General features: G+C 56.5%; 20 protein-coding genes. 14 read left to right on the forward strand and 6 right to left on the reverse strand.

Annotation, left to right across the window (positions count from 1 at the left end; translation table 11 throughout):
- The first annotated feature begins 30 nt into the window (after nucleotides 1–30).
- The 4 genes from ABD013_RS03700 (at nucleotide 31) to ABD013_RS03715 (ending at nucleotide 5,952) form a co-directional block, all read left to right on the forward strand.
- On the forward strand, nucleotides 31–1,191 hold the full coding sequence (locus ABD013_RS03700) for a YCF48-related protein (RefSeq protein WP_343802446.1): 1,161 nt from the start codon (nucleotides 31–33) through the stop codon (nucleotides 1,189–1,191).
- Entirely contained in the window at nucleotides 1,188–3,611 is a 2,424-nt protein-coding gene (locus ABD013_RS03705) for an efflux RND transporter permease subunit (protein ID WP_343802449.1), read from the forward strand. The genes ABD013_RS03700 and ABD013_RS03705 overlap by 4 nt, the downstream gene beginning before the upstream one ends.
- Before the next feature lie 290 nt (nucleotides 3,612–3,901).
- Nucleotides 3,902–5,053, forward strand: a complete 1,152-nt coding sequence (locus ABD013_RS03710) for a CaiB/BaiF CoA transferase family protein (protein ID WP_343802452.1) — start codon at nucleotides 3,902–3,904, stop codon at nucleotides 5,051–5,053.
- 44 nt (nucleotides 5,054–5,097) lie between these two features.
- Nucleotides 5,098–5,952 (forward strand): acyl-CoA thioesterase, encoded by an 855-nt coding sequence (locus tag ABD013_RS03715; RefSeq protein ID WP_343802454.1) that lies wholly within the window; start codon nucleotides 5,098–5,100, stop codon nucleotides 5,950–5,952.
- Nucleotides 5,953–5,955: 3 nt separating this feature from the next.
- On the opposite strand, the gene ABD013_RS03720 is transcribed toward ABD013_RS03715, so the two are convergent.
- Nucleotides 5,956–6,981 (reverse strand): AraC family transcriptional regulator, encoded by a 1,026-nt coding sequence (locus tag ABD013_RS03720; protein WP_343802457.1) that lies wholly within the window; start codon nucleotides 6,979–6,981, stop codon nucleotides 5,956–5,958.
- 165 nt (nucleotides 6,982–7,146) lie between these two features.
- Here ABD013_RS03720 and ABD013_RS03725 point away from each other — a divergent pair, with 165 nt between their 5' ends.
- The 5 genes from ABD013_RS03725 (at nucleotide 7,147) to ABD013_RS03745 (ending at nucleotide 14,858) form a co-directional block, all read left to right on the forward strand.
- Nucleotides 7,147–8,355 (forward strand): acetyl-CoA C-acetyltransferase, encoded by a 1,209-nt coding sequence (locus ABD013_RS03725; protein WP_343802461.1) that lies wholly within the window; start codon nucleotides 7,147–7,149, stop codon nucleotides 8,353–8,355.
- 33 nt (nucleotides 8,356–8,388) lie between these two features.
- On the forward strand, nucleotides 8,389–10,536 hold the full coding sequence (locus ABD013_RS03730; protein WP_343802463.1) for a 3-hydroxyacyl-CoA dehydrogenase NAD-binding domain-containing protein: 2,148 nt from the start codon (nucleotides 8,389–8,391) through the stop codon (nucleotides 10,534–10,536).
- A 22-nt stretch (nucleotides 10,537–10,558) separates the two neighbouring features.
- Nucleotides 10,559–11,704, forward strand: a complete 1,146-nt coding sequence (locus ABD013_RS03735) for an acyl-CoA dehydrogenase family protein (RefSeq protein ID WP_343802466.1) — start codon at nucleotides 10,559–10,561, stop codon at nucleotides 11,702–11,704.
- 426 nt (nucleotides 11,705–12,130) lie between these two features.
- Nucleotides 12,131–12,907, forward strand: a complete 777-nt coding sequence (locus ABD013_RS03740; RefSeq protein WP_343802469.1) for an enoyl-CoA hydratase-related protein — start codon at nucleotides 12,131–12,133, stop codon at nucleotides 12,905–12,907.
- 388 nt (nucleotides 12,908–13,295) lie between these two features.
- Complete coding sequence (locus tag ABD013_RS03745; RefSeq protein ID WP_343802472.1) at nucleotides 13,296–14,858, forward strand: long-chain-fatty-acid--CoA ligase; 1,563 nt, start codon at nucleotides 13,296–13,298, stop codon at nucleotides 14,856–14,858.
- A gap of 364 nt (nucleotides 14,859–15,222) precedes the next feature.
- Here the strand turns inward: ABD013_RS03745 and ABD013_RS03750 are convergent, their stop codons facing one another.
- From ABD013_RS03750 to ABD013_RS03760, 3 genes are read right to left on the reverse strand one after another with little or no spacing between them, the layout of a single operon-like run.
- A complete protein-coding gene (locus tag ABD013_RS03750) occupies nucleotides 15,223–15,858 on the reverse strand; it encodes a lysophospholipid acyltransferase family protein (RefSeq protein WP_343802475.1) in 636 nt (211 codons plus the stop codon).
- Between the two features lie 24 nt (nucleotides 15,859–15,882).
- The gene (locus ABD013_RS03755) at nucleotides 15,883–16,830 is read right to left on the reverse strand and encodes a phosphatidate cytidylyltransferase (RefSeq protein WP_343802478.1); all 948 of its coding nucleotides are present in this window, start codon (nucleotides 16,828–16,830) and stop codon (nucleotides 15,883–15,885) included.
- Nucleotides 16,831–16,842: 12 nt separating this feature from the next.
- Nucleotides 16,843–17,511, reverse strand: coding sequence for a CDP-alcohol phosphatidyltransferase family protein (locus ABD013_RS03760; RefSeq protein ID WP_343802481.1), 669 nt, complete (start codon nucleotides 17,509–17,511; stop codon nucleotides 16,843–16,845).
- A gap of 105 nt (nucleotides 17,512–17,616) precedes the next feature.
- On the opposite strand from ABD013_RS03760, the gene ABD013_RS03765 reads away from it, so the two are divergent.
- Together ABD013_RS03765 and ABD013_RS03770 are read left to right on the forward strand one after the other, a co-directional pair.
- Nucleotides 17,617–18,033 carry a GFA family protein gene (locus ABD013_RS03765; RefSeq protein WP_343802484.1) on the forward strand — a complete coding sequence of 139 codons (417 nt, stop codon included), beginning with the start codon at nucleotides 17,617–17,619 and terminating at the stop codon, nucleotides 18,031–18,033.
- A gap of 71 nt (nucleotides 18,034–18,104) precedes the next feature.
- Nucleotides 18,105–18,536, forward strand: coding sequence for a GFA family protein (locus ABD013_RS03770; protein WP_343802487.1), 432 nt, complete (start codon nucleotides 18,105–18,107; stop codon nucleotides 18,534–18,536).
- 118 nt (nucleotides 18,537–18,654) lie between these two features.
- Here ABD013_RS03770 and ABD013_RS03775 read toward each other — a convergent pair whose 3' ends face one another.
- Together ABD013_RS03775 and ABD013_RS03780 are read right to left on the reverse strand one after the other, a co-directional pair.
- Nucleotides 18,655–19,995, reverse strand: coding sequence for a DUF1329 domain-containing protein (locus tag ABD013_RS03775; protein ID WP_343802489.1), 1,341 nt, complete (start codon nucleotides 19,993–19,995; stop codon nucleotides 18,655–18,657).
- Between the two features lie 23 nt (nucleotides 19,996–20,018).
- A complete protein-coding gene (locus tag ABD013_RS03780; RefSeq protein WP_343802492.1) occupies nucleotides 20,019–21,959 on the reverse strand; it encodes a DUF1302 domain-containing protein in 1,941 nt (646 codons plus the stop codon).
- 244 nt (nucleotides 21,960–22,203) lie between these two features.
- On the opposite strand from ABD013_RS03780, the gene ABD013_RS03785 reads away from it, so the two are divergent.
- The 3 genes from ABD013_RS03785 to ABD013_RS03795 all read left to right on the forward strand — a co-directional run bounded on the left by ABD013_RS03785 (nucleotide 22,204) and on the right by ABD013_RS03795 (nucleotide 26,901).
- The gene (locus ABD013_RS03785) at nucleotides 22,204–23,301 is read left to right on the forward strand and encodes an AraC family transcriptional regulator (RefSeq protein ID WP_343803970.1); all 1,098 of its coding nucleotides are present in this window, start codon (nucleotides 22,204–22,206) and stop codon (nucleotides 23,299–23,301) included.
- A gap of 139 nt (nucleotides 23,302–23,440) precedes the next feature.
- Nucleotides 23,441–24,535, forward strand: coding sequence for a WD40/YVTN/BNR-like repeat-containing protein (locus tag ABD013_RS03790; protein ID WP_343802495.1), 1,095 nt, complete (start codon nucleotides 23,441–23,443; stop codon nucleotides 24,533–24,535).
- A complete protein-coding gene (locus ABD013_RS03795) occupies nucleotides 24,532–26,901 on the forward strand; it encodes an efflux RND transporter permease subunit (RefSeq protein WP_343802498.1) in 2,370 nt (789 codons plus the stop codon). The genes ABD013_RS03790 and ABD013_RS03795 overlap by 4 nt, the downstream gene beginning before the upstream one ends.
- Nucleotides 26,902–26,985: the final 84 nt, after the last annotated feature.

Consider the following 26,985-nt stretch of genomic DNA (forward strand, 5'->3'; position numbering starts at 1 on the left):
AGGGCCGGTGATTTGCACAGGTTTTGTTGTATGAGACAGCTTTCTATTTCCAATCTTTTTCAGTCTAAAGACCTTTGGGGCGCGGTTCTGACTCGGGTGCCGGGAGGAACGGTACTGGCTCTTGGTCTCGTGCTTGCTTCGCCGTTGTGGGCGCAGCAGGATGCACTGGAGACTCCGGCGGTGATCACCGAGCGTGCTTCTCGCTCGGTACTGATGGATATCACCCGGGCGGGTGATCGTTTCATCACGGTGGGTGAACGGGGTCATATTCTTTACTCTGACGATCAGGGTATAAGCTGGCAGCAGGCACAGGTGCCGGTTCGCGAAACGCTGACGGCTATCAGCTTTCCCACGGCCGAGACTGGCTGGGCCGTAGGTCACAGCGGTGTGGTACTGGTCAGCCATGACGCTGGCCTCAGCTGGCGCAAACAGCTTGACGGCCACAGGGCTAATGCCCTGATAGCAGAACAGCTGCAGCAGGCACTGGTGTCACTTGAACAGGACCCTGCAGCAACGCCCGGGCAGCTGGATCAGCTGGATTACCTGCTGAGTGATGCACGGTCTTTTGTGGAGGAAGGGGCCACACGCGCCTTCCTGGATGTCTGGTTCGATAACGAGCAAGAGGGCTGGGTGCTGGGTACCTTCGGCCTGATTCTGCATACCCGTGACGGTGGCAAGAGCTGGAGCTTCATAGGCCATGAACTGCCCAACCCTGATAGCTTCCATTACTTCTCGATGTTTAAACAGGGAGACACCATTCTGATCACCGGTGAAGCAGGATCCCTTTACCGGTCGATAGATGCCGGTGCGAGTTGGGTGTCACTGGATTCACCCTATGAGGGGTCACTGTTCGGTATCACCGGGCAAGGCTCTCAAGTGGCGGTATTTGGTCTGAAAGGCCATGCCTTTGAATCCCGTGATCTTGGCGAAAATTGGCAGGCACTTGAGCTTGGGACAGACCGCTCGTTGATTGGTGGGGCTTGGCTTGATGCCAACCGGCTGATCTTGACCGGTAATGGCGGCACGCTGATTGAGGTGACACCGGAACGGCGGGCCGTGCCTTTGCACACGAAAGGTAGGGGCGCTTTTACCGCAGTATTGCCGTCGATGAACCAGCAGCTGCTACTGGTGGGCGAAAGCGGAATACAGCGACTGACACTCAATACCACACAGGGAGGTGATACGCAGTGAAAAATTCAAGTGTTACTCATCATATTGCCCATCCTCTGGATGATTCGGAAGCGGTTGTGGAACGTTGGGTGTTCCGCCATCGCGCCGTATTGTTGTTGCTGTTCCTCGGTCTCAGTATTTGGCTGGGACTCCAGGCTCTGCAGCTGCGCCCCCAGGCCAGTTTCGAAAAGATGATTCCGACGGGGCATGCCTATATTCAGAATTATCTGGCCCATCAAAGTGACCTGAAAGGGCTGGGGAATGCTGTCAGGATCGTCGTTGAGACTACCGAAGGGGATATTTTTACGCCGGAATTTCAGGACATTTTACGCCAGGTTCATGACGAGGTGTTTTACATCCATGGTGTTGACCGAGGATCGCTGAAGTCACTTTGGTCCGCCGCCGTCCGTTGGCAGGAGGTGACAGAGCAGGGCTTTGCCGGTGGCCCAGTCATACCTCCCAGTTATGATGGCTCCTCACGCAGCATCGAACAGCTGAAGAGTAATACCTTCAAGTCTGGTCAGATCGGCAGTTTGGTGGCCAACAATCTCAAGTCCGCGGTCATCTATGCTCCGCTCTATGATCGCGACCCTGATACTGGCGAAGCATTGGACTACACCCGGTTCTCAGCAGACCTGGAACGACTCGTTCGCGACAAGTATCAGAGTGACACTGTGCGCATCCGCATCACCGGCTTTGCAAAGGTAGTGGGTGATCTGATCGAGGGGCTGGCTCAGGTCGTGCTCTTCTTCGCCGCGGCGGTGGCAATCACAACGATACTGCTCTATCGCTACTGCCGTTGCCTGAAGTCGACACTGATTGCGGTTTTCTGCTCTATTGCTGCTGTCGTCTGGCTGCTGGGGCTGTTGAACGTGCTGCAGATCGGTCTGGACCCGTATTCGATGCTGGTGCCCTTCCTGGTCTTCGCAATCGGCGTAAGCCATGCGGTCCAGATCCTCAACGCGATTACCCATGAGGCAGCCAAAGGTGCTTCCCGACTCAAAGCAGCACAGCGGGCATTTCGTGCGCTGTACGTCGCGGGACTGGTGGCGCTGGTCAGTGATGGCGTGGGGTTCGCCACGCTTATGGTGATCGAGATTGCGGTGATCCAGGATTTGGCGCTGGCAGCGAGTATCGGTATTGCCGCCATTATTCTGACCAACCTGGTGTTGCTGTCGATTCTGATCTCCTACAGCGGTATGAGTCAGGGTAGTGTGCAGCGGTTGAAGGCAGTAGAGGCCCGTGACCGTCAGCCGGTTTGGGAAGGCTTGTCCGCCTTTGCCAGAAAGCCGCTGGCGGGCGTGTCAGTGGTACTGGCTGTGCTGATGTTCGGCGCCGGACTCTATCTGAGCCAGGGACTTAAGATTGGTGACCTGGACCCGGGAGCTCCCGAGCTGCGACCAGACTCGACCTACAACCGCGATATCGCGTTTATCACCGCTAACTACGCCACCAGTACCGACCTCTTTGTGGTCATGATTAAAACATCGGCTCAGCAGTGTTCGGCTTATGAAGTTCTGGACAAGGTTGACCAGTTGGAATGGCGCCTGGTGCAACTGCCGGGGGTCCAGTCCACGTTCTCGCTGGCTGATTTCAGCAAGCTGTACATGTCGGCCATGAACGAAGGGCATCCCAAGCTGAAAGGATTGAATCGTAACCAGTCGATGATGGATGCGGCGTCGATCAAGGCACCGGTGGGCTTGTTTAATGGATCATGCAGCCTGTTGCCGGTGCTGGTCTATCTGGATGACCACAAGGCTGCTACGTTGGAAAGTGTCGTAGCTGCCGTGGACGATTTTGCCCATGAGCACGACACGGACAGCTTCCAGGTGTTGCAGGCTGCCGGTAATGCCGGTATCGAGGCGGCCACCAACATCGTCATCGCCCAGTCGCAAAACACCATGCTGCTCTGGGTATATGGCGTTGTGACCACGCTGGTGCTGCTGACCTTCAGATCACTGAGGGCTGCCATCTGCATCATGGTGCCGCTGGCGTTGACCTCGGTGCTCTGTCAGGTGCTGATGGTCTACCTCGGCATAGGTGTGAAGGTCGCAACTCTACCGGTTATCGCACTGGGTGTGGGCATCGGGGTTGATTACGGTATCTATATCTATTCAAGACTGGAGGCCTTGCTCAAGACCGGTATGGGGCTGCAACAGGCCTACTTTATTACGCTGAAAACTACCGGCAAGGCGGTGGCCTTTACCGGCTTCACGCTGGCGATTGGTGTGGGTACCTGGTACTTCTCGCCGATCAAGTTCCAGGCTGATATGGGCGTATTGCTGACGTTCATGTTCCTGTGGAACATGCTGGGTGCCTTGACGCTGCTGCCGGCACTGGCGCATTTCCTGCTCAAACCCGCTAAAAGGGAAGTGAATGAGTCTGTGGCGCAATCATCAGCAGTGAATACGCTACCTTCAGAGCAGCGCGCCTGCGCCTGATCGCTAACCCAGTCGTAAGTGGTTGCCGGGCAACAGGTCGGCAGTCACTGACTTCATTCCTCTCCACTTGATGGCCCAGCAGTCGGCCATCTGTGGAGCCCAGCTTTTATGGACACTAATCCACGCTTACCAAGGGCGGCGACGCTCTCCTGGTTCCCTTTAGACGCCTTCAATCCAGGCTCCAATTGTCATTTTATGTTCATTTATCCGTGTGGTGATGTCATTGTTCCCCTGTGTCGGTTTGTTCACACTTAATATCTACTTGCTCTCAATCAGATGTGGAGACGGCTGTGATTCAAGCGCCCTTGTCAGGTATCAAAGTGATCGAAATTGCCGGCCTTGGCCCAGGCCCCTGCGCCGGCATGATGCTGGCGGATATGGGGGCTGATGTGGTGCTTGTTGAGCGCAAAACGGCTAATAGCAACGGTGTTGACCTTGGTGACAGTCACAGGGCGATGCTGTTCAATCGCGGCAAACGATCGTTGGCGGTGGATCTGAAATCGCCAGAGGGCATCGAGCTGGTATTGAACCTGATCGATGGGGCTGAGGTGCTGATCGAAGGCTTCCGACCAGGCGTCATGGAACGCCTGGGGCTGGGGCCTGAAGTGTGTATGGCACGTAATCCGCGGCTGGTTTACGGACGTATGACCGGCTGGGGGCAGTCTGGCCCTCTGGCACAGGCGGCCGGACATGATCCTAATTACATCGGCATATCCGGTGCACTCTGGTATGGCGGTGGAGCAAATAATGCTCCGACGGCCCCGATGACCTTGGTGGGCGATCTGGGCGGCGGCACCCTGATGCTGGCCTGGGGTATTCTCTGCGCGGTACTTCAGGCTCAGCGGACTGGGGAAGGCCAAGTGGTTGATGCCGCGATCACGGATGGATCAGCCTATCTATCGACTCTGCTTTGGGTGCTGAAGCACACCGGTCAGCTGCAGGACGGTCTCGGCACTGGCTGGGCCGACAGGGCAGCGCCCTGGAGTGATACCTATCGTTGTGCCGACGGTGGCTACGTGACCCTCTGTGCGCTTGAGCCACAGTTCTACCGTGAACTTAGCGAACGCCTGGAATTGGTCGATCATCCGTTGTTTGCCAGGCAGTGGGATGCCAGTTGCTGGCCACAGGCTAAAACCGAGCTGGAAACTCTGTTTCTCTCTCGCACTCGAGATGAATGGTGTGAATTGCTGGAAGGTACGGATGCCTGCTTTGCTCCGGTATTGAATCTGACCGAAGCCACGCGTCACCCTCATAATATTGCGCGCAACACCTTCCTGAATGTCGAGGGTATGGTGCAGCCAGCTCCCGCGCCCAAGTTGAGCCGATATCAGCCCGAAGTGGGTGTTCCGCCTGTTTCGGGCGAACATACCGAGGAATTATTGGCAGAACTAGGTATGAATCCTGCGAAGATTGCGCAGTTGCGCGGTCAGGGAGTGGTATAAAGTACGTGGGATGCGGAAAAAAACTGGCCGGGAGACAGGCAGTGATGTTCGATATCAATCAATTACTGGCAAACCTGAGACTGGAACAGCTGGATGACCTGCTGTTTCGAGGGGCGTCGCTGCCGTTGCCGTTACCCAAGGTCTACGGCGGTCAGGTTCTGGCGCAGGCGATGAGTGCGGCATCACGTACTGTCGGTTCCGATCGTATAGCGCACTCGATGCATGCCTATTTCCTGCGGCCCGGTGACGGTAACAGGCCGATAATCTACGATGTGGATCCGATCCGCGACGGCAATAGCTTCACTACGCGTCGAGTGGTCGCCAAGCAGGGCGGCAAGGCAATCTTCAACTGTGCGGTTTCCTTCCATATTCCCGAGCAGGGTGTCGATCATCAAATGGATATGCCTGAAGGGATTCCCGATCCTGAATCGCTGCCATCCACCTTTCATCGTGTCATTCGGTTATCGCCATCCGAACCGGGCGGACAACAGCCTTTTGAGCTGCCGCTCGAAGTCGTGGATATTCGTCGTCCCGAGGAGGGTGGTGCCTTTGTGCCGGTGGTGGCTGAGCCGATACAGGGATACTGGTTCCGTTTTAGCGGAGAGCTGGACGATCAGCTCTCCACCCACCAGACTTTGCTGACCTACATGACCGATAAGGAGCTGATGCTGACCGGGCTGCGTGTCCATGGACTCAGCATGCTGACGCCGGGGATACAGGTGGCAAGCCTGGATCACGCACTCTGGTTCCATCAGCCTTTCCGGGTCGATGAATGGCTTTACTATCACATGGACAGTCCGCGCTCAGGGCATGCGCGTCATTTCAGTCGTGGCAGTATCTATACCCGCAAGGGTGTGCTGGTGGCCTCCTGTGCACAGGAAGGGCTGGTTCGGCTGTAAATACTAGGTGGCCAGCGCCTTGCGAAACTGCAGCGGGGTAAAGCCTGTCCAGATTTTGAAAGCACGGATAAAGGCGCTGGGCTCCGAGTAGCCCGCTTTGGCTGCAATGGCCTCAATACTGTGCTCATTATTGCCCAGATGATGAATGGCGATATCCCGGCGCACCTGTCCCTTTACTGTCTGAAAATGAGTGCCTTCGGCTTTGAGTCTGCGGCGCAGCGTTTGCGGGGTTAATCCGCAATCCTGGGCAATTTCCTCCAGTGAGGGGGCCAGATCATGGTCGCTGAAACCCTGCCAGATTCTGGTTCTGACCTGCTCGGTGATTTTGCCACCTGCATCCAGCGGCAGATAAAGGTCCAGCGGTGCCCGGCGCATATAGGCCTCGACAGTAGTCTCGCTCTGCACAATTGGCTGTTCGAGGTACTCTGACTCGAGAATCCAGCTGTTGTAGGGCTGATTGAACAAAACCGGAGCACCATAGTAGGTGTAGCGGTACTCATCACGGTAAGACGGCGGTGGAAAGGTGTTATTGACCTGGTTCAATATCAGACGATGGTTGCCCAGCCAACCAAGAAAACGATGAATGTTCGATAACATGAAATCAACGGCATAGGGGGTGCGCAATGGCGTGTCGTTGAGCATTTCAAGTCGAAACTCTGTTTGCGTGCCCTGAGTAATCATGCTGAAGTGGAAAGTGTTCTCGAACAGGTTCAAGAATTCACAGCACCTCTGCAGTGCAGCGGCCAAATTGCCGGCATGAACCGCGGAAAGCGTCATATAGCGAAAATGCCCCAACCTCAACGGGGCATTCAGGTTTCCGGCTGCTTCGTCTTTAAGTACTCCATTGCAGTATCGCTGCAGTAAAACCACCTTCTCCAGCTGAATGCGACCCTTGGGGGCCGATAGCAGTGCCGGGTCGATTTCGGCCTTGCGCAACAGGCGCTGTATGTCCAGCCCGGCTGCTCGGGCACCGTTAAGGAAGTGGTCGATCAGTTGGGCGCTAACAGTGAATGTTTTTGTTGGATTCATGTTCAGAGGATATCCCGGTCGCTCGAATTCGATAGCGCCTATTGTGTTGCCTTTGTAATAAAATGTCTATTTTTCATCTTGTGATGGTCATTGTTCAGCGGTCATGGCTTCAACAGAATGAGGCTATTCGGTTTTACCGCAAACGGATGTAATAACGAGGCGATCATGTCCAATCACGCATACATTTACGAAGCCGTCCGTACTCCAAGGAGTAAGGGCAAGCAGGATGGTTCCCTGCACGAAGTGAAGCCAGTTGAGCTGGGTGCCGGTTTGCTGCGCGAAATTCAGTCACGCCACGATCTGGATACCAGCTACGTCGACGATGTGGTTATGGGGTGTGTGACTCCTGTCGGAGAGCAAGGTAGTGATATTGCCAAGGCGATCGTCATGCATGCGGGCTGGGACGAGAGTATCGCCGGTATGCAATTGGATCGTTTTTGTGCATCGGGCCTCGAAGCGGTTAATACGGCTGCCCAGAAAATCATGTCTGGCTGGGATCAGCTGCTGGTCGCAGGCGGTGTTGAGTGCATGTCACGGGTACCTATGGGGTCCAATGGTGGCGCCATGTTTCAGGATCCAGCCTTCATTATGTCGCAGCACTCGGTGCCCCAGGGTATAGGTGCTGATCTTATTGCCACCATGGAGGGCTGGAGCCGCGCTGACGTCGATGCCTTTGCTCTGGAGTCTCAACGTCGTGCAGCCCATGCCCGCGACAACGGCTACTTCGACCGTTCTGTTGTGCCGGTACGTGATCTAAACGGCATAGCGATTATAGAGCGTGACGACTTCATAAAGCCGGACACCACACTTGAAGCGCTTGGCAACCTGCGTGCCTCCTTCGAAAAATTGGGTGCCATGGGAATGGACGAGATGTTACTGGCCAAATACCCGCAGGTTGAACACATCAACCATGTTCACACCCCGGGTAATTCCTCGGGCATCGTTGATGGTGCCAGTGCCGTGCTTATTGGTAGCGAGCAAGCTGGCAAGGACCTGGGGCTCAAGCCTCGTGGCCGTATTGTGGCGGGTGCGGTATTGGCGACGGATCCCTCAATCATGCTGATCGGTCCTGGCCCTGCAGCAGAGAAGTGCCTGAAGACTGCTGGGCTGTCCATATCTGATATCGATCTTTGGGAAATCAACGAAGCCTTCGCGTCAGTCGCGTTGCGTTACATGCGTGATCTGGATATCGATCCTTCTGTTACCAATGTTAATGGTGGTGCCATCGCCATGGGGCATCCGCTGGGTGCTACAGGCGGCATGTTGATCAGCACCATGCTGGACGAACTGGAGCGCCGTAATCTCAAACGCGCCATGATTTCACTCTGCGTGGGTGGCGGTATTGGTATCTCCACCATCATTGAACGTCTGTAAGCGACCCGGGCAACAGGATTAGGTAACCAGAAAATGAACGTATTCGACTATAAGAAAGACAGCGACGGCATCGTCGTTATCACTATGAACATGACGGGCCCCGTCAACGCAATGAATGCTGAGTATGGTGATGCGATGGGTGCGACCATTGCCCATCTTGAGGCGGAAAGCGACCTGACCGGTGTAATTTTTGCTTCAGCCAAGTCAACCTTCTTCGCCGGCGGCGACCTGAAAGATCTGTTGGCGATTGATAAAAGAAGCGAAGAGCAGTTCTTTAACCGGGTGGAAACCGAAAAGGGTTGGCTGCGGCGCCTGGAAAAATTGCCGGTACCGGTTGTTGCCGCGATCAATGGTGCGGCGCTTGGCGGTGGTTTCGAAATCTGTCTGGCGTGTAATTATCGTTTGGCCTGGAATGACAAGTCAGTGGTCGTTGGTCTGCCGGAAGTGTCGCTGGGCCTGCTGCCCGGTGCGGGCGGTGTGGTGCGGCTGACCAACCTGCTGGGTCTGGAAAAGGCATTGCTTTACCTGCTCGAAGGCAAGAAGACAAACGTCAAACAGGCGCTGTCTGCCGGCCTTATAGATGCCACTGTAGACAGCCTCGATGAGCTGTTGCCACAAGCCAAAGCCTGGATCCTGGCACAGGGGAATAACGAAGAAGCAGCGCAGCAGCCTTGGGATCGCAAGGGGTTCAAGATCCCGGGCGGTAATCTGGCTAACCCGAAAGTACAGCAGACTGCAATCATGGCCCCTTACATGGTGATGCAAAAGACCCGTGGTTTGCTGCCTGCGCCAGAGCGAATTCTTGATACTGCGGTCGAGGCGGCCAAGCTGGACCTGGATACGGCATTGCGCATCGAGACACGGAACCTGGCCTCATTGGTAACGACGCCTCAGGCCAAGAACATGATCACGGCCTTCTTCTTTCAGATGAACAAGGTGAACGGTGGTGCAAGCCGTCCGGATGGCATTGCGCCTGCCAGCGTGAAGAAAGTGGGCATCCTGGGTGCCGGCATGATGGGGCAGGGGATCGCCTTTGTTTCCGCCAAGGTCGGTATCGAAGTCGTGTTGAAGGACGTTTCGCTTGAGGCTGCCGAGAAGGGCAAGGCCTACAGTGCCAAACTGATGGATAAGGCGATTCAACGTGGTCGGGCTGATGAGGGACAGAAAGAGGGGCTGCTGGGACTGATCACTGCGACCGATCGTGATGAAGATCTGGAAGGCTGTGATTTGATCGTCGAGGCGGTATTCGAAGATGTGGAGCTGAAGCACAAGCTTACCCGTGCCAGCGAACCCTATCTCGCCGAAGGCGGCGTCTGGGGCTCCAATACCTCGACCCTGCCGATCACTCGCTTGGCGGAGGCCTCTGAAAAACCGGCCAATTTTATCGGTATTCACTTCTTCTCGCCGGTCGACAAGATGCCGCTGGTGGAACTGATCTGCGGTGAACAGACCAGCGATGAAACCCTGGCTAAAGCGTTCGACTATGTGCGCCAGATTCGCAAGACGCCGATTGTAGTCAACGACCATCTCGGTTTCTTCACCTCCCGTACCTTCGGCTCTCAGTTGTTCGAAGCGGCACAGCTGGTCGCCGAAGGGGTGCACCCGCAGCGTATTGATGCGCTGGGCAAGGCAATCGGCATGCCGGTGGGGCCGCTGACCGTTCATGACGAAGTCAGTCAGCAACTCACCGTGCGTATCGATGAAACTCAGTCAACCATGGGCAAACGCCAGGCCAATGCGATGGAGCGCCCCGAGGGGATAGCGCTGCTGTCCAATATGGTGCATGAGCTGGACCGCAAAGGACGTCATTATGGCGGCGGTTACTTCGATTACAGCGAGAGCGGCAAGACCGTTTCCAGCCAGGTGCTGGACCGGTACTACAAGCCTGAAGTCGAAATCAGCGATGCGGATATCAAGGATCGTTTGCTGTTCTCCAATGTGATCGAAAGTCTGCGCTGCCTGCAGGAAGGCGTGCTGCGTACCGTGGCCGACGGCAATATCGGCTCGATCCTGGGTATCGGTGCACCGGCCTGGACCGGTGGTTACCTCCAGTTCGTAAATACCTACGGATTGTCACGTTTCATCGATCGCTGCAATGAGCTGGCCGCCCGCTACGGCGAGCGGTTCAAGGCGCCGGAGATCGTGGTCAGCACCCTGGCTGCCGGCAAAACCTTCCAGTAACCAATAGAAAGGAGGGAGTAGCATGATCCCAAGAACCGTATATGAAAGCGAACACGAGCAGTTTCGCGACAGCGTAAGCAAATTCTTCGAGACCGAAGCCGTACCCTACCATTCACAATGGGAAAAGGATGGTCAGATCGACCGTGAGCTTTGGCGCAAGGCAGGTGAACAGGGTTTCCTGGCACCAACAGTACCTGAAGCGTACGGCGGTGTGGGTGTGGATTACCGCTACAACGCCATTGTCATTGAAGAGGCGGCTCGTCTGGGCCTGTCCGGCATCGGTTTTGGCCTGCATTCCGACATTGTCGTGCCCTATATCCTCAATCACGGCAGCGAGGCACAGAAAGACAAGTATATGCCCGGATGTCTGAGTGGCAACATTGTGGGAGCAATCGCCATGACGGAGCCGGGTACGGGGTCCGACCTGCAAGGCGTCAAGACGACAGCCGTCCGTGATGGTGACGAGTGGGTGATCAACGGTTCCAAGACCTTCATCACCAACGGCCAGCATGCCGACCTGGTGATTGTGGTCTGCAAAACCGACCCAGCGGCAGGTGCCAAGGGGATCAGCCTGATCCTGGTGGAAGCGGGCACGCCCGGCTTTGAAAAAGGCACTAACCTGGAGAAAGTGGGCCTCAAGGCGCAGGATACTTCAGAGCTGTTCTTCCAGGATATGCGCGTTCCGGCCGAAAACCTGTTGGGTGAAGAGGGCATGGGCTTCAAGTACTTGATGCAGGAACTGCCTCAGGAGCGTCTGAGTATTGCCATCATGGCCATTGCCAGTGCTGATTCCATCCTGCAGCAGACCGTGGAGTATGTGAAGGATCGCAAGGCGTTCGGCAAGTCGATCGCCACCTTCCAGAATACCCAGTTCGAACTGGCCGAGTTGGCTGCCGAGTTAACTGCCATGCGCGTGTTTGTGGACCGCTGCCTGGAGTTGCACGTAGAAGGCAAACTGGATGCGGTGACGGCATCCAAGGCTAAACTGCTGGCGTCAGAGTTCCAGTTCAAGCTGACCAACCGCTGCGTGCAGCTGCACGGTGGCTACGGCTACATGTGGGAGTATCCGGTGGCACGTGCTTTTGCCGACTCACGTGTGCAGTGCATCTACGGCGGTACCAGCGAAGTGATGAAACTGATCATCGGCCGTGAGTTACTTGCGGACTAGATCTTGAATGAGCCTTCTAAAGGCCGCGAGGGCCCCCTTCTCCTTGCGGCCTTAATGTGATGGTTTCTCAAGCTGGATAGTCCTCGGCATATCAGAACGCGGATTGCCTCATGCTGAAGGACGTATTCGCATGTTCTTTTACCGCTGAGCGAGTTTTCGGTACGGGGTTTCTAGCATACAAGTGGAGACAATCCGACGCGCTTATAAAAAAGGGAGCTGTTACCAGTCTCGCCAGAACCCAGTAACTCGGCTAACCGGGAGAGGGGGCCTGCTCGTTTCTCGAATTTGCTTATGAGCCGGTTGTATTCGGACACTCTCGACCAAGTAATCCACCCCTCCGCGCCGAGGGCGAAGCTGCAGCCGCCTTGCGGCAGTATCCCCAAGTCCCTTAAAGCCATCAGTTAAAAAATATAACAGGAGTAATCCATGACAGACTTAAATAGCGTCCTGGTGAGTAATCAGGGTGCGGTGCGTCAACTGCAGTTGAACAATATCGCGCGACGTAACGCCTTGTCGGCCGCGATCTACCACCGGCTCAGCGTCGAATTGAAGGCCGCTGCGGATGACCCGGCGGTGCGCGTGCTGGTGATCAGTGGCAGCGAGGGTTGCTTTTGCAGCGGCAATGACCTGGAAGACTTTTTAGGCAATCCGATCCGCGATGCCGACCATCCGATCTTCAACTTTATGCGGGCCCTGAATGACTTCCCCAAACCGGTGGTGGCTGCAGTTGAGGGCGCAGCGGTGGGAATCGGTACCACCCTGCTGTTGCACTGCGACCTGGTTTATTCCGGCCGCTCGGCGCTGTTCAAGATGCCATTTGTGCAGCTGGGGATCTGCCCGGAGTTCGCCTCCAGCTACCTGCTGCCGCGACTGTTGGGGGAACGGCGGGCGGCGGAACTGCTGCTGCTGGGCAAGGCAGTTGATGGCCAGCGCGCTGAGGCGCTGGGACTGATCAATGAAGTGGTCGGTGACGGCGAGGCGCTGGACCGCGCGCTGACCGTGGCCCAGAGCTTGGCTGCGATGCCGCCGAAAGCCATGCGCGACAGCAAAAAGTTACTGCGTGACAGTCGTCAGCCCGGTGTGGAACGTGCGCTGGCAGCGGAGCTGGAGGTTCTCGCTGGGGCTGTGAATTATGGCGAGTTGGCCGAGGCGATTGCAGCGTTGGGAGAGAAGCGGGTGCCGGACTTCAGCCGCTTTGAATAGCGGCCGGGGCGCCTACAGCTCTAAAGTGGGCGAATCATCCACTATGCAGGGTTTTAAGCTCATTCTTTAGACTGCCCAAAGAAAGTGAATCAAAAGAAAACCGCCAAACTTATTTTGTTGGATTTGCCAATACCCTGTGCGTGGCCCGAATAATCCTGGGCTAGCGGTATGGCCATACCGCGCAGGCGTTGATCAAGTCGTGCTTAATCGCAAGCGAGCGGATAATCGATACCGGGATATCCAGCAGCGGGGTCTAACCTTTACCTCAGGGGCGTTGCCCAGGTTGGCATATACAGACAAACAGGTTGGCGTGTGAAGAAAAGAGCGCATCGTGCTGACGGCCCTATAGTGGGGCCATAACCACCAAGATAATAACAAGAGGAACACCATGTACTGTACTCAGCCAATCCGCCGTTCCGCCCAGATTAAGCCCGGCGCCATTGCGACTCTCTGCGGTGAGCGCCAGCAGACCTTTGCCCAGCTGCAGCAGCGCGTCGCCCGCCTGGCCGGAGGGATGCAGAAGATCGGCATCAACACCGGCGACCGGGTGGCGATACTGGCCCTCAACTCCGACCGTTACTACGAATATTTCTTCGCAGTGCCCTGGGCGGGAGCAGTGCTGGTGCCGCTCAATACCCGCTGGTCGGCGGCGGAAAACGTTTACTCCCTGGAGGATTCGGGCAGCAGCGTACTGTTGGTGGACGACGCCTTCCTGTCGGTGGCCGAAGCGATCCGTGACAGCAGCGAAAGCGTCACCCAGTTCATCTATATGGGCGACGGCGAGACCCCCGCCGGGATGCTCAACTATGAGGCGCTGCTGGAGCAGGCCGAACCGGTAGAGGATGCACGACGGGGCAATGATGACTTGCTGGGGATTTTCTACACCGGAGGCACTACCGGTTTTCCCAAGGGAGTAATGATCTCCCACCGCAATTTCTACTCCAGCTCCATCGGTGCTATGGCGGGGCTGGATTTCAACCGTGCCGGCATTCGTTATCTGCACGCCGCTCCCATGTTCCACGTGGCCGACGCCGCCATGTCCATGGCAAACACCATCGCTGGCAATACCCACGTATTCATTCCTGCCTTCCAGCCGATGGCGGTGGCGCAGGCGATCGATACCCATCGGGTGACCGACGTGCTGCTGGTACCCACTATGGTTGCCATGATGCTGGAGCAGAACGCCTTTGATGGTGCCGATATCAGCTCCCTCGACAAGATCATTTACGGTGCCTCACCAATGCCGGAAGGCACCCTGCGCCAGGCCATAAGCAAGTTGCCACAGGTGGCGTTCTACCAGGCCTACGGTCAGACCGAACTGGCGCCCATGGGCTGCATCTTGCGCCCCGAATATCACGTATTTGAGGGCCCCAATGCAGGCAAGCTGCGCTCGGCAGGTCAACCCGGGCCTGTGGTCGAAATCAAGGTGATCGATGGCGAGGGCAACAGTCTGCTGCCCGGTGAGGTGGGGGAGGTGCTCATCAGCGGCCCCAACGCCATGTTGGGGTACTGGAATCAGCCGGAGCAGACCGCAAAGACTCTGGTTGACGGCTGGGTGCACACCGGTGACGCCGGTTATCTGGACGAGGACGGCTTCCTGTTTCTGGTGGACCGGGTCAAGGACATGATCGTGTCCGGAGGTGAAAACGTTTTCTCCGCCGAGGTGGAGAGTGCCCTCAGCCGGCACCCGGCGGTGCACGAGGCGGTGGTGATTGGCATCCCCAGCGAGCAGTGGGGCGAGGCGGTACATGCTATCGTCCGGCTTAAGCCCGGCGAGGACGTGACCGAAGCGGAGCTGATCGCCGTCTGCAAGGAGGTAATCGCCGGCTACAAGTGCCCGCGCAGCATCGATTTTCGCGAGCAGCCCTTCCCCATGACCGGAGCCGGCAAGCTGCGCAAGATGGATCTGCGCAAGCCCTACTGGGAAGGGTGTGAGCGGGCGATCAACTAGCCTGGCCCTCTCGGCTCAACCCTCGATTCACCGGCGCGTCAGGGCGACGCGCCATTAAATGACCACCCAGGTCCCGCCGCGCCTGGCTTGCCAAGGTTGGGTAATAACGCAAACTCGCTGGTCATTGCCTGATCTATACGTACTACCTCGTCTTTGAACATCTGGCCCGGATATGAGTCTCCCAGACTCTGGTCTTGGCCCACGGTTGGATATGGCGCAACTCGGTTTCCTGTACATTGGCGTTGACCCAGTTGTCATTGGGGTCGTGCAGCATCAGCAGTCGCTTGCCGGTCAAAATGATATGGCTGCCTGTTTGAAGGTGATCCGGAGACGGTCTGAACAGACCGTCGGCTGAACGGCGTTGCTACTCTTCCTCTGCCAGTGTCGACGTCAGGCAATAGGTCGACAGTTCATCAAAATCCGCCTGCAGACGGGATACAAATTTCGCTGGATCCCCAAGTTCGGTCATTGATTGACCGATGACCACGTCGCAGTTGAAGGGCACAAGGCGTGCAGTCCCTCTTGGCAGGGCTCGACCCAGGCCACGCATCATGATCGGCATGACAGCACAATCCTGACGGTCCTTGAGCAGTCGGTAGATGCCTTTTTTGATGGGACCCATTACCTCGGGTTTACCGCGACTGCCCTCGGGAAAGATGATCAGAATTTCGCCCTTATCCAGTGACTCGGAGCACTGGCCAAACAGGGTATCCAGGTTTTTGCGATCGGGTGTGCGCTGCAGCGGGATGATGCCTAGCACATGGAGCGAGAACCAGGCCCGCAGCGGATTGGACAGGAAGTAGTCGGCGGCGGCAACAGGTCGTACCCGGTGGACTGCGCTGATGGGGAACAGGGAGAGCAGAACCAGCACGTCCAGATGACTGTTGTGGTTAGCCGCCAGGATATAAGGGCCCTGGCGGGGCAGTTTTTCCAGTTGCCGGAGGTTGATGCCCAGGGCCAGGTTGACCAGCGGCTTGGCGATCAACAGTACGAAAAGCATTTTGAGTATTCTGTCCATGCAAGCTCAGTAGTGCAGGTAATAGATGTAATGGAAGAACAGCGGCGAGGTAAACATCAGGCTGTCTATCCGGTCGAGAATGCCGCCATGTCCGGGGATCAAGTGTCCGGTATCCTTGATTTGCAGGTCGCGCTTCACGGCTGAGATCACAAGGTCGCCTACAAAGCCGCCAACGGAGATGATCATGCCCGCCAGCAGTCCCTCTTTCCAGCTGAGCGGCGTAAGGTAGGGAGCCAGCAATATGGAAATGGCTGTAACGGTAACCGTGCCCCCGATAAAGCCGGCCCAGGTTTTGTTCGGGCTGACTTTGGGAACGATCTTGCGTCGTCCGAACAGTTTGCCCGATACGTACTGGCAAACATCATTGAACTGAGTCATCACCAAAAGAAAAAGAACCAGTCCGATAGCGCCCGCCTGTTCGTTTTTGGTGGGCAATAACAGCAGATAGCCGGCATGGCTGAGGCAGAAGACCGTCAACATCACGCCCCAATGAATAATGCCGGCGGAGCGGATAAAGCCTTTGGTCTCTCCGATAAGCACCAATATCAATGGCAGAAACAGAAAGATGTAGACTGGAATGAAAATGATGAACATGCCGTACCAGTCCATCGACATCCAGTAATACTGTGCAGGTATGGATAGGTAGGCCCAGAAGATGACGCGGCGGTCGGTCATCCGAGTAGGCACTATCGAGAGAAACTCCTTAAGCGCCATAAAGCTCAGGAAGCCAATAAATAAGATCGTGTAACTCAGCGGCAGCAGTAACACGACGAACACAATCGCGATCATCCACCACCAGGAGCGGATACGTAGATGAAGCTCGGTATAGTCATGCTCAGGACGGCTCATGTTCAGCCACTGATAGATGGCTTGTGCGATGATCAAGGCTGCCAGCACGGCTGCCATCAGTAACATCGAATGGTGTGGAATAAAGGAAGTCAGTGACAAGTCCATGTCGATTCCCGGTCAGGATGGGTTGTTGCTGTGGTAGCGATAGATCCCTTGAACTCGGCGCCACAGAGTGGCGAGCAGGCCGACCAGCATGAGTACAAGAACGGACTCCATCAGATATGCCCGGATGTCAGGCAGCACCTGCGTTAACTCCAGTGCAGAGAGGGTGATGAAGGCGAGTGTCAGCAACGCCATTCGGTGCTGCTTGGCCATGGGGCCCCTGAAGTCGGCAGGCCCGCCCATGCTGACGCCCAGCACACGTACATAAGCGGTCATGACAGCCAGCAGGGCACAACCCCATGCCAATGGCATGCCATAAGCGCTTTGCGTGACAAGCCCGGCTCCGATGATGAACAGGGGGTCGGCTATACGGTCGGGAAGGTCATTGAACAGTTCACCGGCCGGCGTTTGTTGACCGCCCTCTACGGCTACCATGCCGTCAAAGAGGTTGCACAGCAGCCGAAGCTGGATGCATATTGCTGCCAATAGCAGCAAAAATGCACCCCGCTCAAGAGAGGCATAACCGAGCAGGGAAACAAATCCCAGTGCGGCAAACACGACGCTCATGACCGAGATCTGGTTGGGGGTAATCTGCCGACGACTGAGCCAGCGTGCAATCCTGTGACTAATGGCTAGACTTCTTACCGCCAGGGGGCGGCGATTTGATTCTGCATCCTGCATCATGAGCCTGTGTTCCTGTCCGTGACACTCGCGCATTACTATACACAGGGATTATCGTGAAGGTCATGAGCGAAATCATTGGATATGGCCGCTGACAAGGAGGGAGCTATGGATAGAAAACACCGTGGGGCGTGTTTGTGCAACAGGGTGCAATTTGAAGTAGAGGGTAACTTCGACTCATTCTTTCTCTGTTACTGTGAGCACTGCCGGAAAGATACTGGCTCTGCTCATGCCGCCAATCTGTTTTCGCGGTCAGCCACACTCAACTGGCTCAAAGGGCGGGAAAGTGTCAGAACCTACCGATTGGATAAAACCCAACATTCCAAGAGTTTCTGCCTGAACTGTGGGTCCGCGTTACCAACCCATGACGAGCATTTGAATTTGCTGGTTGTCCCGTCGGGCAGCCTGGATACAGCCGTGGACATCAAACCCGATGCCAGAATTTTTCTGGGCAGCAAAGCTGAATGGGTGGATAAGCTGGATTGTATACCCGGCTTTGATACCTTGCCTCAATTGGAGCGCTGAAGCTGGCTGTCAAGGAAGGCTTTGGAATACAGGTCATTTGAAAACAACCCGAACCGTTAATAGGAGCTGTCATGGAAGGCCAGTGTCTATGTGGTCAAGTGAAGTTTGAACTGACTGGCAATCGTTTCAATCTCTATCAATGCCATTGCTCTTTGTGCCGTAAACAGGGTGGTGCGGGTGCCAATGCCGCAACCCTGGTGCCTGACGACCATTTCCAATGGCGTGCCGGCGAGGAACTGATCCGCACCTACACCCGTGATACCGGCTTTCGCAGCGATTTTTGTTCCTGCTGTGGCTCGCCTGTGCCTAACCCGCTAAGGGGTACAGGGCTGTACTGGGTGCCGGCAGGATTACTCGATGGTGAGCTGGATGGCGAAATTGTGGCGCATCTGCATACCGACTCCAAAGCAAACTGGGAGGTGCTACCGGCTGGCGGGGCGCACTTCGGTCATATGCCGGATTTGGCCAGGGTCATGGCATTGCTGCATGGCGAGCAGGGATGAGCGCTCAGACTTGCTGCCGACCTGTTGCTGAAACGGATATCGCGACAGTTTTTTGGGGTGAAATATCAGGCACGAAAAAACCGCCCACCGGAAACCCGGCAGGCGGTCATAATTGAATTCAGCGTCCCAGGCGGCGGATCGCCTGTGGCGTGAAATCGCTGTACTTGAAGCGCTGGTTGAAATCGAAACCCTGCCCCTCTTCATTGGTCAGGCAGCCCACCAGATAGCGACCGGACTGCAGGTCGTACAGCGCTTCGGCGCTATACCAGGGGATCAGCGCATCCCGGTAAGGGAAAGCATGCCCTTCGGCTACGCGCCAAAGCTGGCCGCGAGTATCATAGTGATCGGCGATGGCGATCTGCCAGCTGTCCTCGTCGATATAGAACACCCGCTTGCCGTAAATGTGGCGCTCACCATCCTTCAGCGATGCTTCCACTTTCCAAACACGGTGCAGCTCATAGCGGGTATGCTCGGGATTCAGGTGCCCCGGTTGCAGGATCTCTTCATACTTGAGGCCCCGGTCTGCCAGGTTGAAGCTGTTGTAGGGAATATACAGCTCCTGTTTGCCGATCAGTTTCCAGTTATAGCGGTCGGGAGCGCCGTTAAAGATATCCAGGTTATCGGTGGTACGCTGGCCATCTGATGCGGTGCCCGGTGCATCATAGGCGATCTGCGGTGCACGACGTACACGACGCTGACCGGCATTATAGGTCCAGGCCTGGCGTGCCTGCTGCACCTGGTTCAGGGTCTCATGAACCAACAGTACTTCACCGGTCAAGCGGGCGGGCGCCTCTACCTGTTGCACGAAATAGAGCAGGATATTGTTATTGTCCGATGCCTCCTTGTCCTTGAGATAACTGGGCCAGCTCATCTTTTCGTTGATTCTGATCGGGGTGAAGGCGCCGTTGGTTTGCACCGGTACCTGTACGAAGGTGCGTTCCAGCGCGCCACCACGGTAGCGGGTGATATGGTTCCAGATCACTTCGAGGCCGTTTTGAGGGATCGGGAAGGCGAGAGTCTCATCGAAGTTGTGCAGCCCGTTGCCGTCCTCGGTCAGCTCGGTACGCAGCGCGTTGTTACGTGCCTTCTCATACACGGCGTCTGGGTAGGCTGCTGTCCGGTGTGTCGTATAGACCGGCATGCGGAAACTGTCAGGATAGCGCTGGAACAAGGCCAGCTGGCCGGGGCTGAGCCGGTCGGCATACTGGTCGACATTGTCTGCGGTGATCACGAACAGCGGTTGTTCGTCGGCAAAAGGGTTGGTGTAGCGCTGATCATTCCGGGCCAGCCCGCCATTCCAGGCCGGGATGCTGCCATCGGCATTGCCCTGCATCTCGGCACCCACCGGTGTCAGTGATTGGCCCAGTTTGGCAGCCTGTTCGGGAGAAACGGCGGCCTGAGCGGGCAGTGCGATGGCCAGAGCCAACAGTAAAGGTTTGGTCGGAAAGCGTGTTGTCATTGTTATATCTCCTCAACCCTGAATCAAAAGGATACCGAAGCACTGAGTGACAGGAAGTCCCGGTCCGCGATGGCGTTGTAGTCACCACCAAAGAAATTGGTGTAGCCGAGCTGCAATCGGTACTGGTTCAGATAATCGGCGGTCAGCGTAAGGCCCAATGCCTTTTCACCTTCGCGGAAGGCGGCACCCGGTTCTGGACCGTTACCGTAAACGCCATGCTTGAAGCTGACTTGAGGGCTCAGACTGACCCCTGCGATCGCGTTGGGGTAGGTCAGCGAGGCACGCACTACATAGCCCAGGGAATCCTGGGTAACGAAACCTTCGTCATCCCCGGCAGCGTAGCCGAAGTTGCCGGCACGGCCGTACTTGAGTGCGTTAACGTCTTCATCCAGACCGTGCACGTGTGTCCAGCCCAATTCACCGACCAGTGACAGGCGGCTGGCGCCCAGCACCCGGTCGTGGAAGCTGACCAAACTGGTCTGCACCTGGGTGACATCGAACAGGCCGTAGCCCTGAACTTCGCCACCGGGGCCGGCTGCGGTGACCAACTGGTCGGCAGCGGTATTGCCTATACCACCGGAGAATTGGGTCAGGATGGCACCCACCAGCAGAGGGCCGTTGACCTGAACCGGGACGTCGCGCTTGTAAGAGATCTCGCCGGACCATGCCAGGTCACCGACATTGGTGTTGAAGCTAAGACCGACCATATCGATCTCTTCCGGATAGGAAGTGTAATAGCGGCTCTGGAAGACCCCAGCTGTACCGGCCTGTACCGCGGCTGCTTGGCCTGCGGCTGTGGCAGCCTCTAGTTCGGCCGGTGTTGGTGCAAGCGGGTTAGCGGCATTGTTGATAATGTACTGAGTGGCGGCAGCCTGGCCAATAGCAGCCAGATCCGCGGCCGAGACCGGAGTGTTCACACCGCTGGTAACCGGCAGGCGGCTGTTAAAGCGGGAGTAGTAAAAGCCAAATTCTGTATTGTGCAGCTCCTCGGCAAAATAGCGGAATGCCACGCCAAACTGACCGTCGTCATCGGCCTCGCGGCGACCATCAGCATGGCGGTAAACCACGGGGTCAAAGCCCAGCGCTGTGGCGGTAAAAGCGGTATCGAAATACTGCTGATCGGTCAGTGGCAACGGGATACGAATCCCGTTACAGCCCTCGGCGGCGAAATCATTGGTGGAAAAATAGGTACCGCAACCGTCGATGGCAGTTGGCTCCCACTGTAACTGGTAGAAACCCTCGACACTCAGGTTCTCGTTCAGGCCCAGTGAGGCGAAGATCTGGTTGGCGGGCAGAAGGGCGTCCCTGACTTCAGCGCCGGGGCGGCGGATGGCACTGACGTCGATGGTGTTGATGCTATTGATGCCGCCCTGAATGAAGGCACTTTCACCCCAGTTGACCACCTGGCGACCGATGCGGACATCCAGTGGGTGCTGGCCTTCACTGCCGAGATCAAAAGCGCCGTAGATATAGGCGTCGAGCAGCTCGGCACCGGAAAACTGGGCATAGTCGTTGAAGTTGTCGTCATTGAGTTCGCCAGCTGGCTGGTAACCATTAGGGGCGTGACCATGTGGTCTCCCTTCACGTTCCAGCTCAAAATCGAACCAGTACTTGCCGCGGGCGAAAAAACCGACATTGTCGTAGCGCAGATCCAGTTCGTGGATCCCCTTGAACACCTTGGAGAAGGTTTCGCCCTGCTCGAAGTTCTGGTCGCCGTCATCATAGCTGCCGGAGCCGTCACTGGTGCCACCGTTGGGGCGGGATATCAGTGCCGGATCCTGGTCTTCGAGGCGCCAGCTGGCACCGACTGACAGTTGGGAGTCGAAGCGGCCCTCGACGTCACCCAGATTAAACTGAATTGCCTGTGCAGCGGGTGCCGCTGCGACCAACAGCGCGAGCAGAGTCGGGCGGGTGCCCGGGATCTGTCTGAAACGATGAAAAAATGTGCCGTTTTTTATTTCCATTTCGGTCACCGATAGGTTGTTATTGTTATCCTGGTTCGGTCATGCGGAAAACTGGCCAAAGGTAATGTGCTGAAAAACAGGTGTTTTTCTTTGTTGTGCTGAGTACCTCGGGCTAATCCATGTTGCCCATAATCCATGGCCGCCGATGGCTTCTCAATGACATTCCGGTGCAGAATGACTGACAAAAGTAGTCCGAATGCAGTAGATTCGTTGACGAAAATAAAAAGACATACAGGTGAATAAGGTGATACAGCGCACAGTGACAGTGCCGACGGGGTATGTGGTTAACCTGCTGCAACAGGCACGGGCTCAAGGCTTTGACACGGATGAACTACTGCAGACGGTCGGCATTGATGCGGCGGAGATAGATACTCGTACCGAATTCAGCGCCGAGCGATTCGGTGCACTCTACCAGCGGCTGATGTATATCGCTCAGGATGAGTATTTTGGCATGATTAGCGGTGGTAAGGTGCCCAATGGGACCTTTCGCATGATGTGCCATGCCATTATCCATTGCCCAACGCTGGAGAAAGTGATTTATCGCGCCAGCGCTTTTCACGAAATTTGCCGGGGTGCACAGGTCAAGCCGGTGCTGGTCCGCAAGGGGCGTTATGCCAAGGTATCCTTTGCCCCGACCGATCATGCCGAGATGGATCTGGATACCCTGTTGCAGCAGGAAACGCCGGAACGTATCCGTACGTCGCTCTCCATGTGGCACCACTTCATCAGTTGGCTGCTGGGTGCTCAGGTTGAGTTGAAAGCGGCCTATTTCAGTTTCCCGACACCCTCGGACGCTGATATCTATCAGAAGCTGTTCCGATCTGAAGTGCGGTTTGATCAACACGAAAACGCCCTTGTGTTCGCTGCTCGCTATCTGGATCAACCACCGGTTCAAACCGAGCAGACGCTGCGCAGCTTCCTTAAAACCGCACCTTTCCAGTTGATCGCCATGGTCAATGATGATGCGACACTGACCTCCCAGGTGGAGGCGTTAATTGGTAAGGACTTCAGTCGTCCGTTACCCAGTGCCGAGTCGATTGCATCAACGCTGAACCTGTCGGTGTCGACCTTGCGACGGCGCCTGTTGGAAGAAAATACCTCCTACCAGACGATCAAGGATGAGTGCCGCAAGCGGGCGGCATTTCATTACATGAGCTCACCTCAGCTCTCCATCAATGATGTGGCTGAACTGATGGGCTTTGATGACCCCTCGGCTTTTTTTCGCTCTTTCAAGCGCTGGACGGGTATGACGCCTGGCGAGTTTCGTCGCAGTGACGCCTATCGCCAGCAGTTGCAGATCGATGACCAGGCACTAAAGGACGGAAAAAACCTGTCTATTTGATTCACTGACGCGGAATGTCAGTGAATCAGGCGAGTTATGCCATTGCTGCATGAGCGCTGGTCCCTGATCCTGTATGTCACCAAGATGCCGGCGCCTTGGCGACCGGGTTCCCGATAATGACAACAAAAACGGGTCCTTCATGCACAAATTTCTGTTACCCAGCCTGGTGCTGGCATGTCTCCTTGCGCAGCCCTTACACCCACTGCTGGCTGCAACACCCTTTGACCGGGTACAGCAACCCGCGCTTCACTCAGCGGGTGCCACGCGGGGGCTATTGCTCGATCTTGTCGAAGTCCCGGGGCGCAATCGCCTGCTGGCGGTCGGCGAGCAGGGAAGCATCCTCTATTCTGACGACCGAGGCCAAAGTTGGCAGCAAAGCATCTCACCCGTCTCGGTATTGCTGACTGACGTACAGATGGTCACTGCGACACGAGGTTGGGCCGTGGGGCATGATGGCGTCATCATGCGTACTGATGACGGAGGTGATACCTGGCAACTCCAGACATCCGGCCAGGACCTTCTGCGCCAACAGCTCAGTGATCTGGAACAGGCAATCCAGGGTGAATCCGACGCGGGTATCAGGGAGGATTGGCAATGGCAGCTGGAAGATCTGCAGGTATCGTTCGAGGAAGGTGTCATGCCGACGCTGCTGGGGCTGATGTTCCTGAACCGACAGCAAGGATACGTGCTTGGGGCCTATGGAGTGCTGTTCCGAACAGATGATGGCGGTCGAAGCTGGGTGAGCCTTGGTCATACACTCCCCAACCCGGATCGACTGCATCTGAATGCGATGCTGCAAGGCCAGGACGGGCGCATGTTGCTGGCAGGGGAAGCAGGACTCCTCCTGTACAGTGATGATCAGGGGCTCAATTGGCAGCCAGCGGCATCACCCTACGAAGGCTCGTTTTTCGCGCTGGCTGAAAGTGATCGCTTCTATCTTCTGGGCCTGCGTGGCCACCTGTTCAGTTCAACCGATGGTATTGACTGGCAGCCGGAACGAGTCGCCACTCGGGCTTCGCTCAATGGTGCAATTACCCGTGATGGCCAATTATATCTGCTGGGGCAGGGGGGCGTCGTACTGCAGCGGCAGGCACAGGGTTTTGTGCCGGTACAACCGGTGCCCCGTTTCAGCTACACCGCGGGGCTGTTGCTGGATGAACGCCTGCTGCTGGCCGGTGAGGGCGGTGTGCACAGAGTTGAGCTGTCAGAGCTGACACAAGGAGGTGCACAATGAGTCGACTCGATACGTTGCTGCTGGCGCCGATCCGAGGCAGTGAAAAACTGATTGAACGAGTATTGTTCGGCTATCGACTGCCTGTGGCGCTGGTGTTTATGTTGCTGACCCTGTTGCTGGGCTGGCAGGCGATACAGATCCGTCCTGATGCAAGCTTCGTCAAAATGATACCGGCGACTCACCCTCATGTAGCCAACTATCTGGAGCATCGTGTTGACTTGGCTGGGCTGGGTAACAGCATCCGCGTGGTGGTGGCGGCGAAAGAGGGCGACATCCTGCAGCCCGAGTTCCAGCAAACACTCAAAGAGGTTACCGATGAGCTGTTCTTTCTGCCTGGAGTCGATCGCTCGGCACTGAAATCGATTTGGACGCCTAATGTGCGTTGGACCGAAGTCACAGAGGAAGGCTTTGTCGGCGGCCCGGTGATCCCGGACGATTATGATGGCTCGCCGGCCTCACTGGAGCAGCTCAAGGTCAATATCCTGCGCTCCGGGCAGCTGGGGCGTCTGGTGTCTAATGATTTCCGCTCTGCGCTGATTCAGGTGCCGCTGTTCGAGCGAATTCCCGAGACCGGTGAAAAGCTGAACTACCAGCAGTTTTCGCAGCGGCTGGAAAACCTGGTACGCGACAAATACCAGTCTGACCGTATCGAGATCCATATCACCGGCTTTGCCAAGGTGGTGGGTGATCTGATCGATGGTGCGGCACAGGTGGCAGCCTTCTTCGGTATCGCCTTTCTGGTCACGCTGGTCCTGCTTTATCTCTACTCGCACAGCCTTGCCGGCACGCTGGTTCCGCTGTTTTGCTCGGTGATTGCCGTAGTCTGGCAACTGGGATTATTGCGCTGGCTGGGCTATGGCCTGGATCCCTATTCGATGCTGGTACCCTTTCTGGTGTTCGCCATCGGGGTGAGCCACGGTGTGCAGGTAGTCAATAACGTGCGCATCGAGGCAGCAGCCGGGGCCTGTAAGCTGAGTGCCGCACGTAAGGCATTTCGTACGATTTTTATCGCCGGCTTCACGGCGTTGCTGTCCGATGGGCTGGGATTTGTCACCCTGATGGTGATCGATATTCAGGTGATCAAGGACCTGGCCGTGGCGGCTTCACTAGGCGTGCTGGTGATCGTTGTGACCAACCTGCTGTTGCTGCCGCTGCTGATCTCCTGGACCGGAGTGGGGCAGAAAGCGATTCACAAGGCGCGTCATGGTGTGGAGCGCAGTGCGATTATCTGGCGTTCCCTGGTACGCTTTTCCCGTCCTCGTGGTGCGTTGATCGCCATTACTGCTGCGGCGCTTCTGGCCTGGTACGGGCTGGGTGCCAGCCGTGATCTGCAGATCGGTGACCTCAGTGCCGGTGCGCCGGAGTTGCGCGAAAACTCACGCTATAACCAGGACAATGCCTACATCACGGCGAACTACAGTAACTCCAGTGATGTCTTCGTGGTGATGGTAAAAACGCCGGCGGAGCAGTGCAGCCGCTTCGATACCCTGCAGTTGGTGGATCGTTTCCAGTACTACCTGTCGGATGTGCCGGGTATACAAAGCAGTGTTTCCCTGGTCGATGTGGCTGAGCGGGTGACGGCCGGGCTGAATGAAGGCAATCTGAAATGGCGCAGCGTCAGCCGTAACCAGTACATCATTAACTCGTCGCTGCGTTATGTGCCCGCAGGGCTGATGAACGCCAACTGCTCATTGTTGCCGGTGATCCTGTTCCTGGAGGACCACAAGGCGGCGACGTTGCAGCGAGTCTCGACTGCCGTCGAGCATTTCGGCGAACGTCACAATAGTGACGAGATCAGCTTTTTGATGGGCGCGGGCAACGCAGGCTTTGAGGCTGCAACCAACGAGGTGATCGCGGACGCCCAATACGAGATGCTGCTCTGGGTCTATGGTGTGGTCAGCCTGCTCTGCCTGCTGACTTTCCGCTCCATACGTACGGTGGCCTGTATCATCCTGCCGCTGGCGCTGACCTCGCTGTTGTGCCAGGCACTGATGGCGAAGCTGGGCATCGGCGTCAAGGTGGCGACCCTGCCGGTGATTGCGCTGGGCGTGGGCATTGGGGTCGACTATGGCATCTACATCTATTCGCGGCTGAATACCTACCTGCAGCAGGGAATGGAACTCCCGGAGGCCTATCTGGCGACACTGCGCAGTACGGGCAAATCGGTGGCCTTTACCGGCCTGACCCTGGCGATCGGAGTAGTTCTCTGGACCTTTTCACCGATCCGTTTCCAGGCCGACATGGGCATCCTGCTCACTTTCATGTTCCTGCTCAACATGCTGGGTGCGCTTATTCTGCTGCCGGCGCTCTCCTGTCTGCTCAACTACCGTCGTGAGCCGGAAGAGGTGGCTCAGACGGTACTCTGAGCCAGACTATGGTCGATCGGTCAGGTATCCACTGCCCGATCGGCCTGAAACTGCCGCTCGGGCAGCTCACAGATGTTTACCAGT

This window comes from Marinobacterium maritimum (assembly GCF_039523155.1).
Lineage (GTDB): Bacteria > Pseudomonadota > Gammaproteobacteria > Pseudomonadales > Balneatricaceae > Marinobacterium > Marinobacterium maritimum.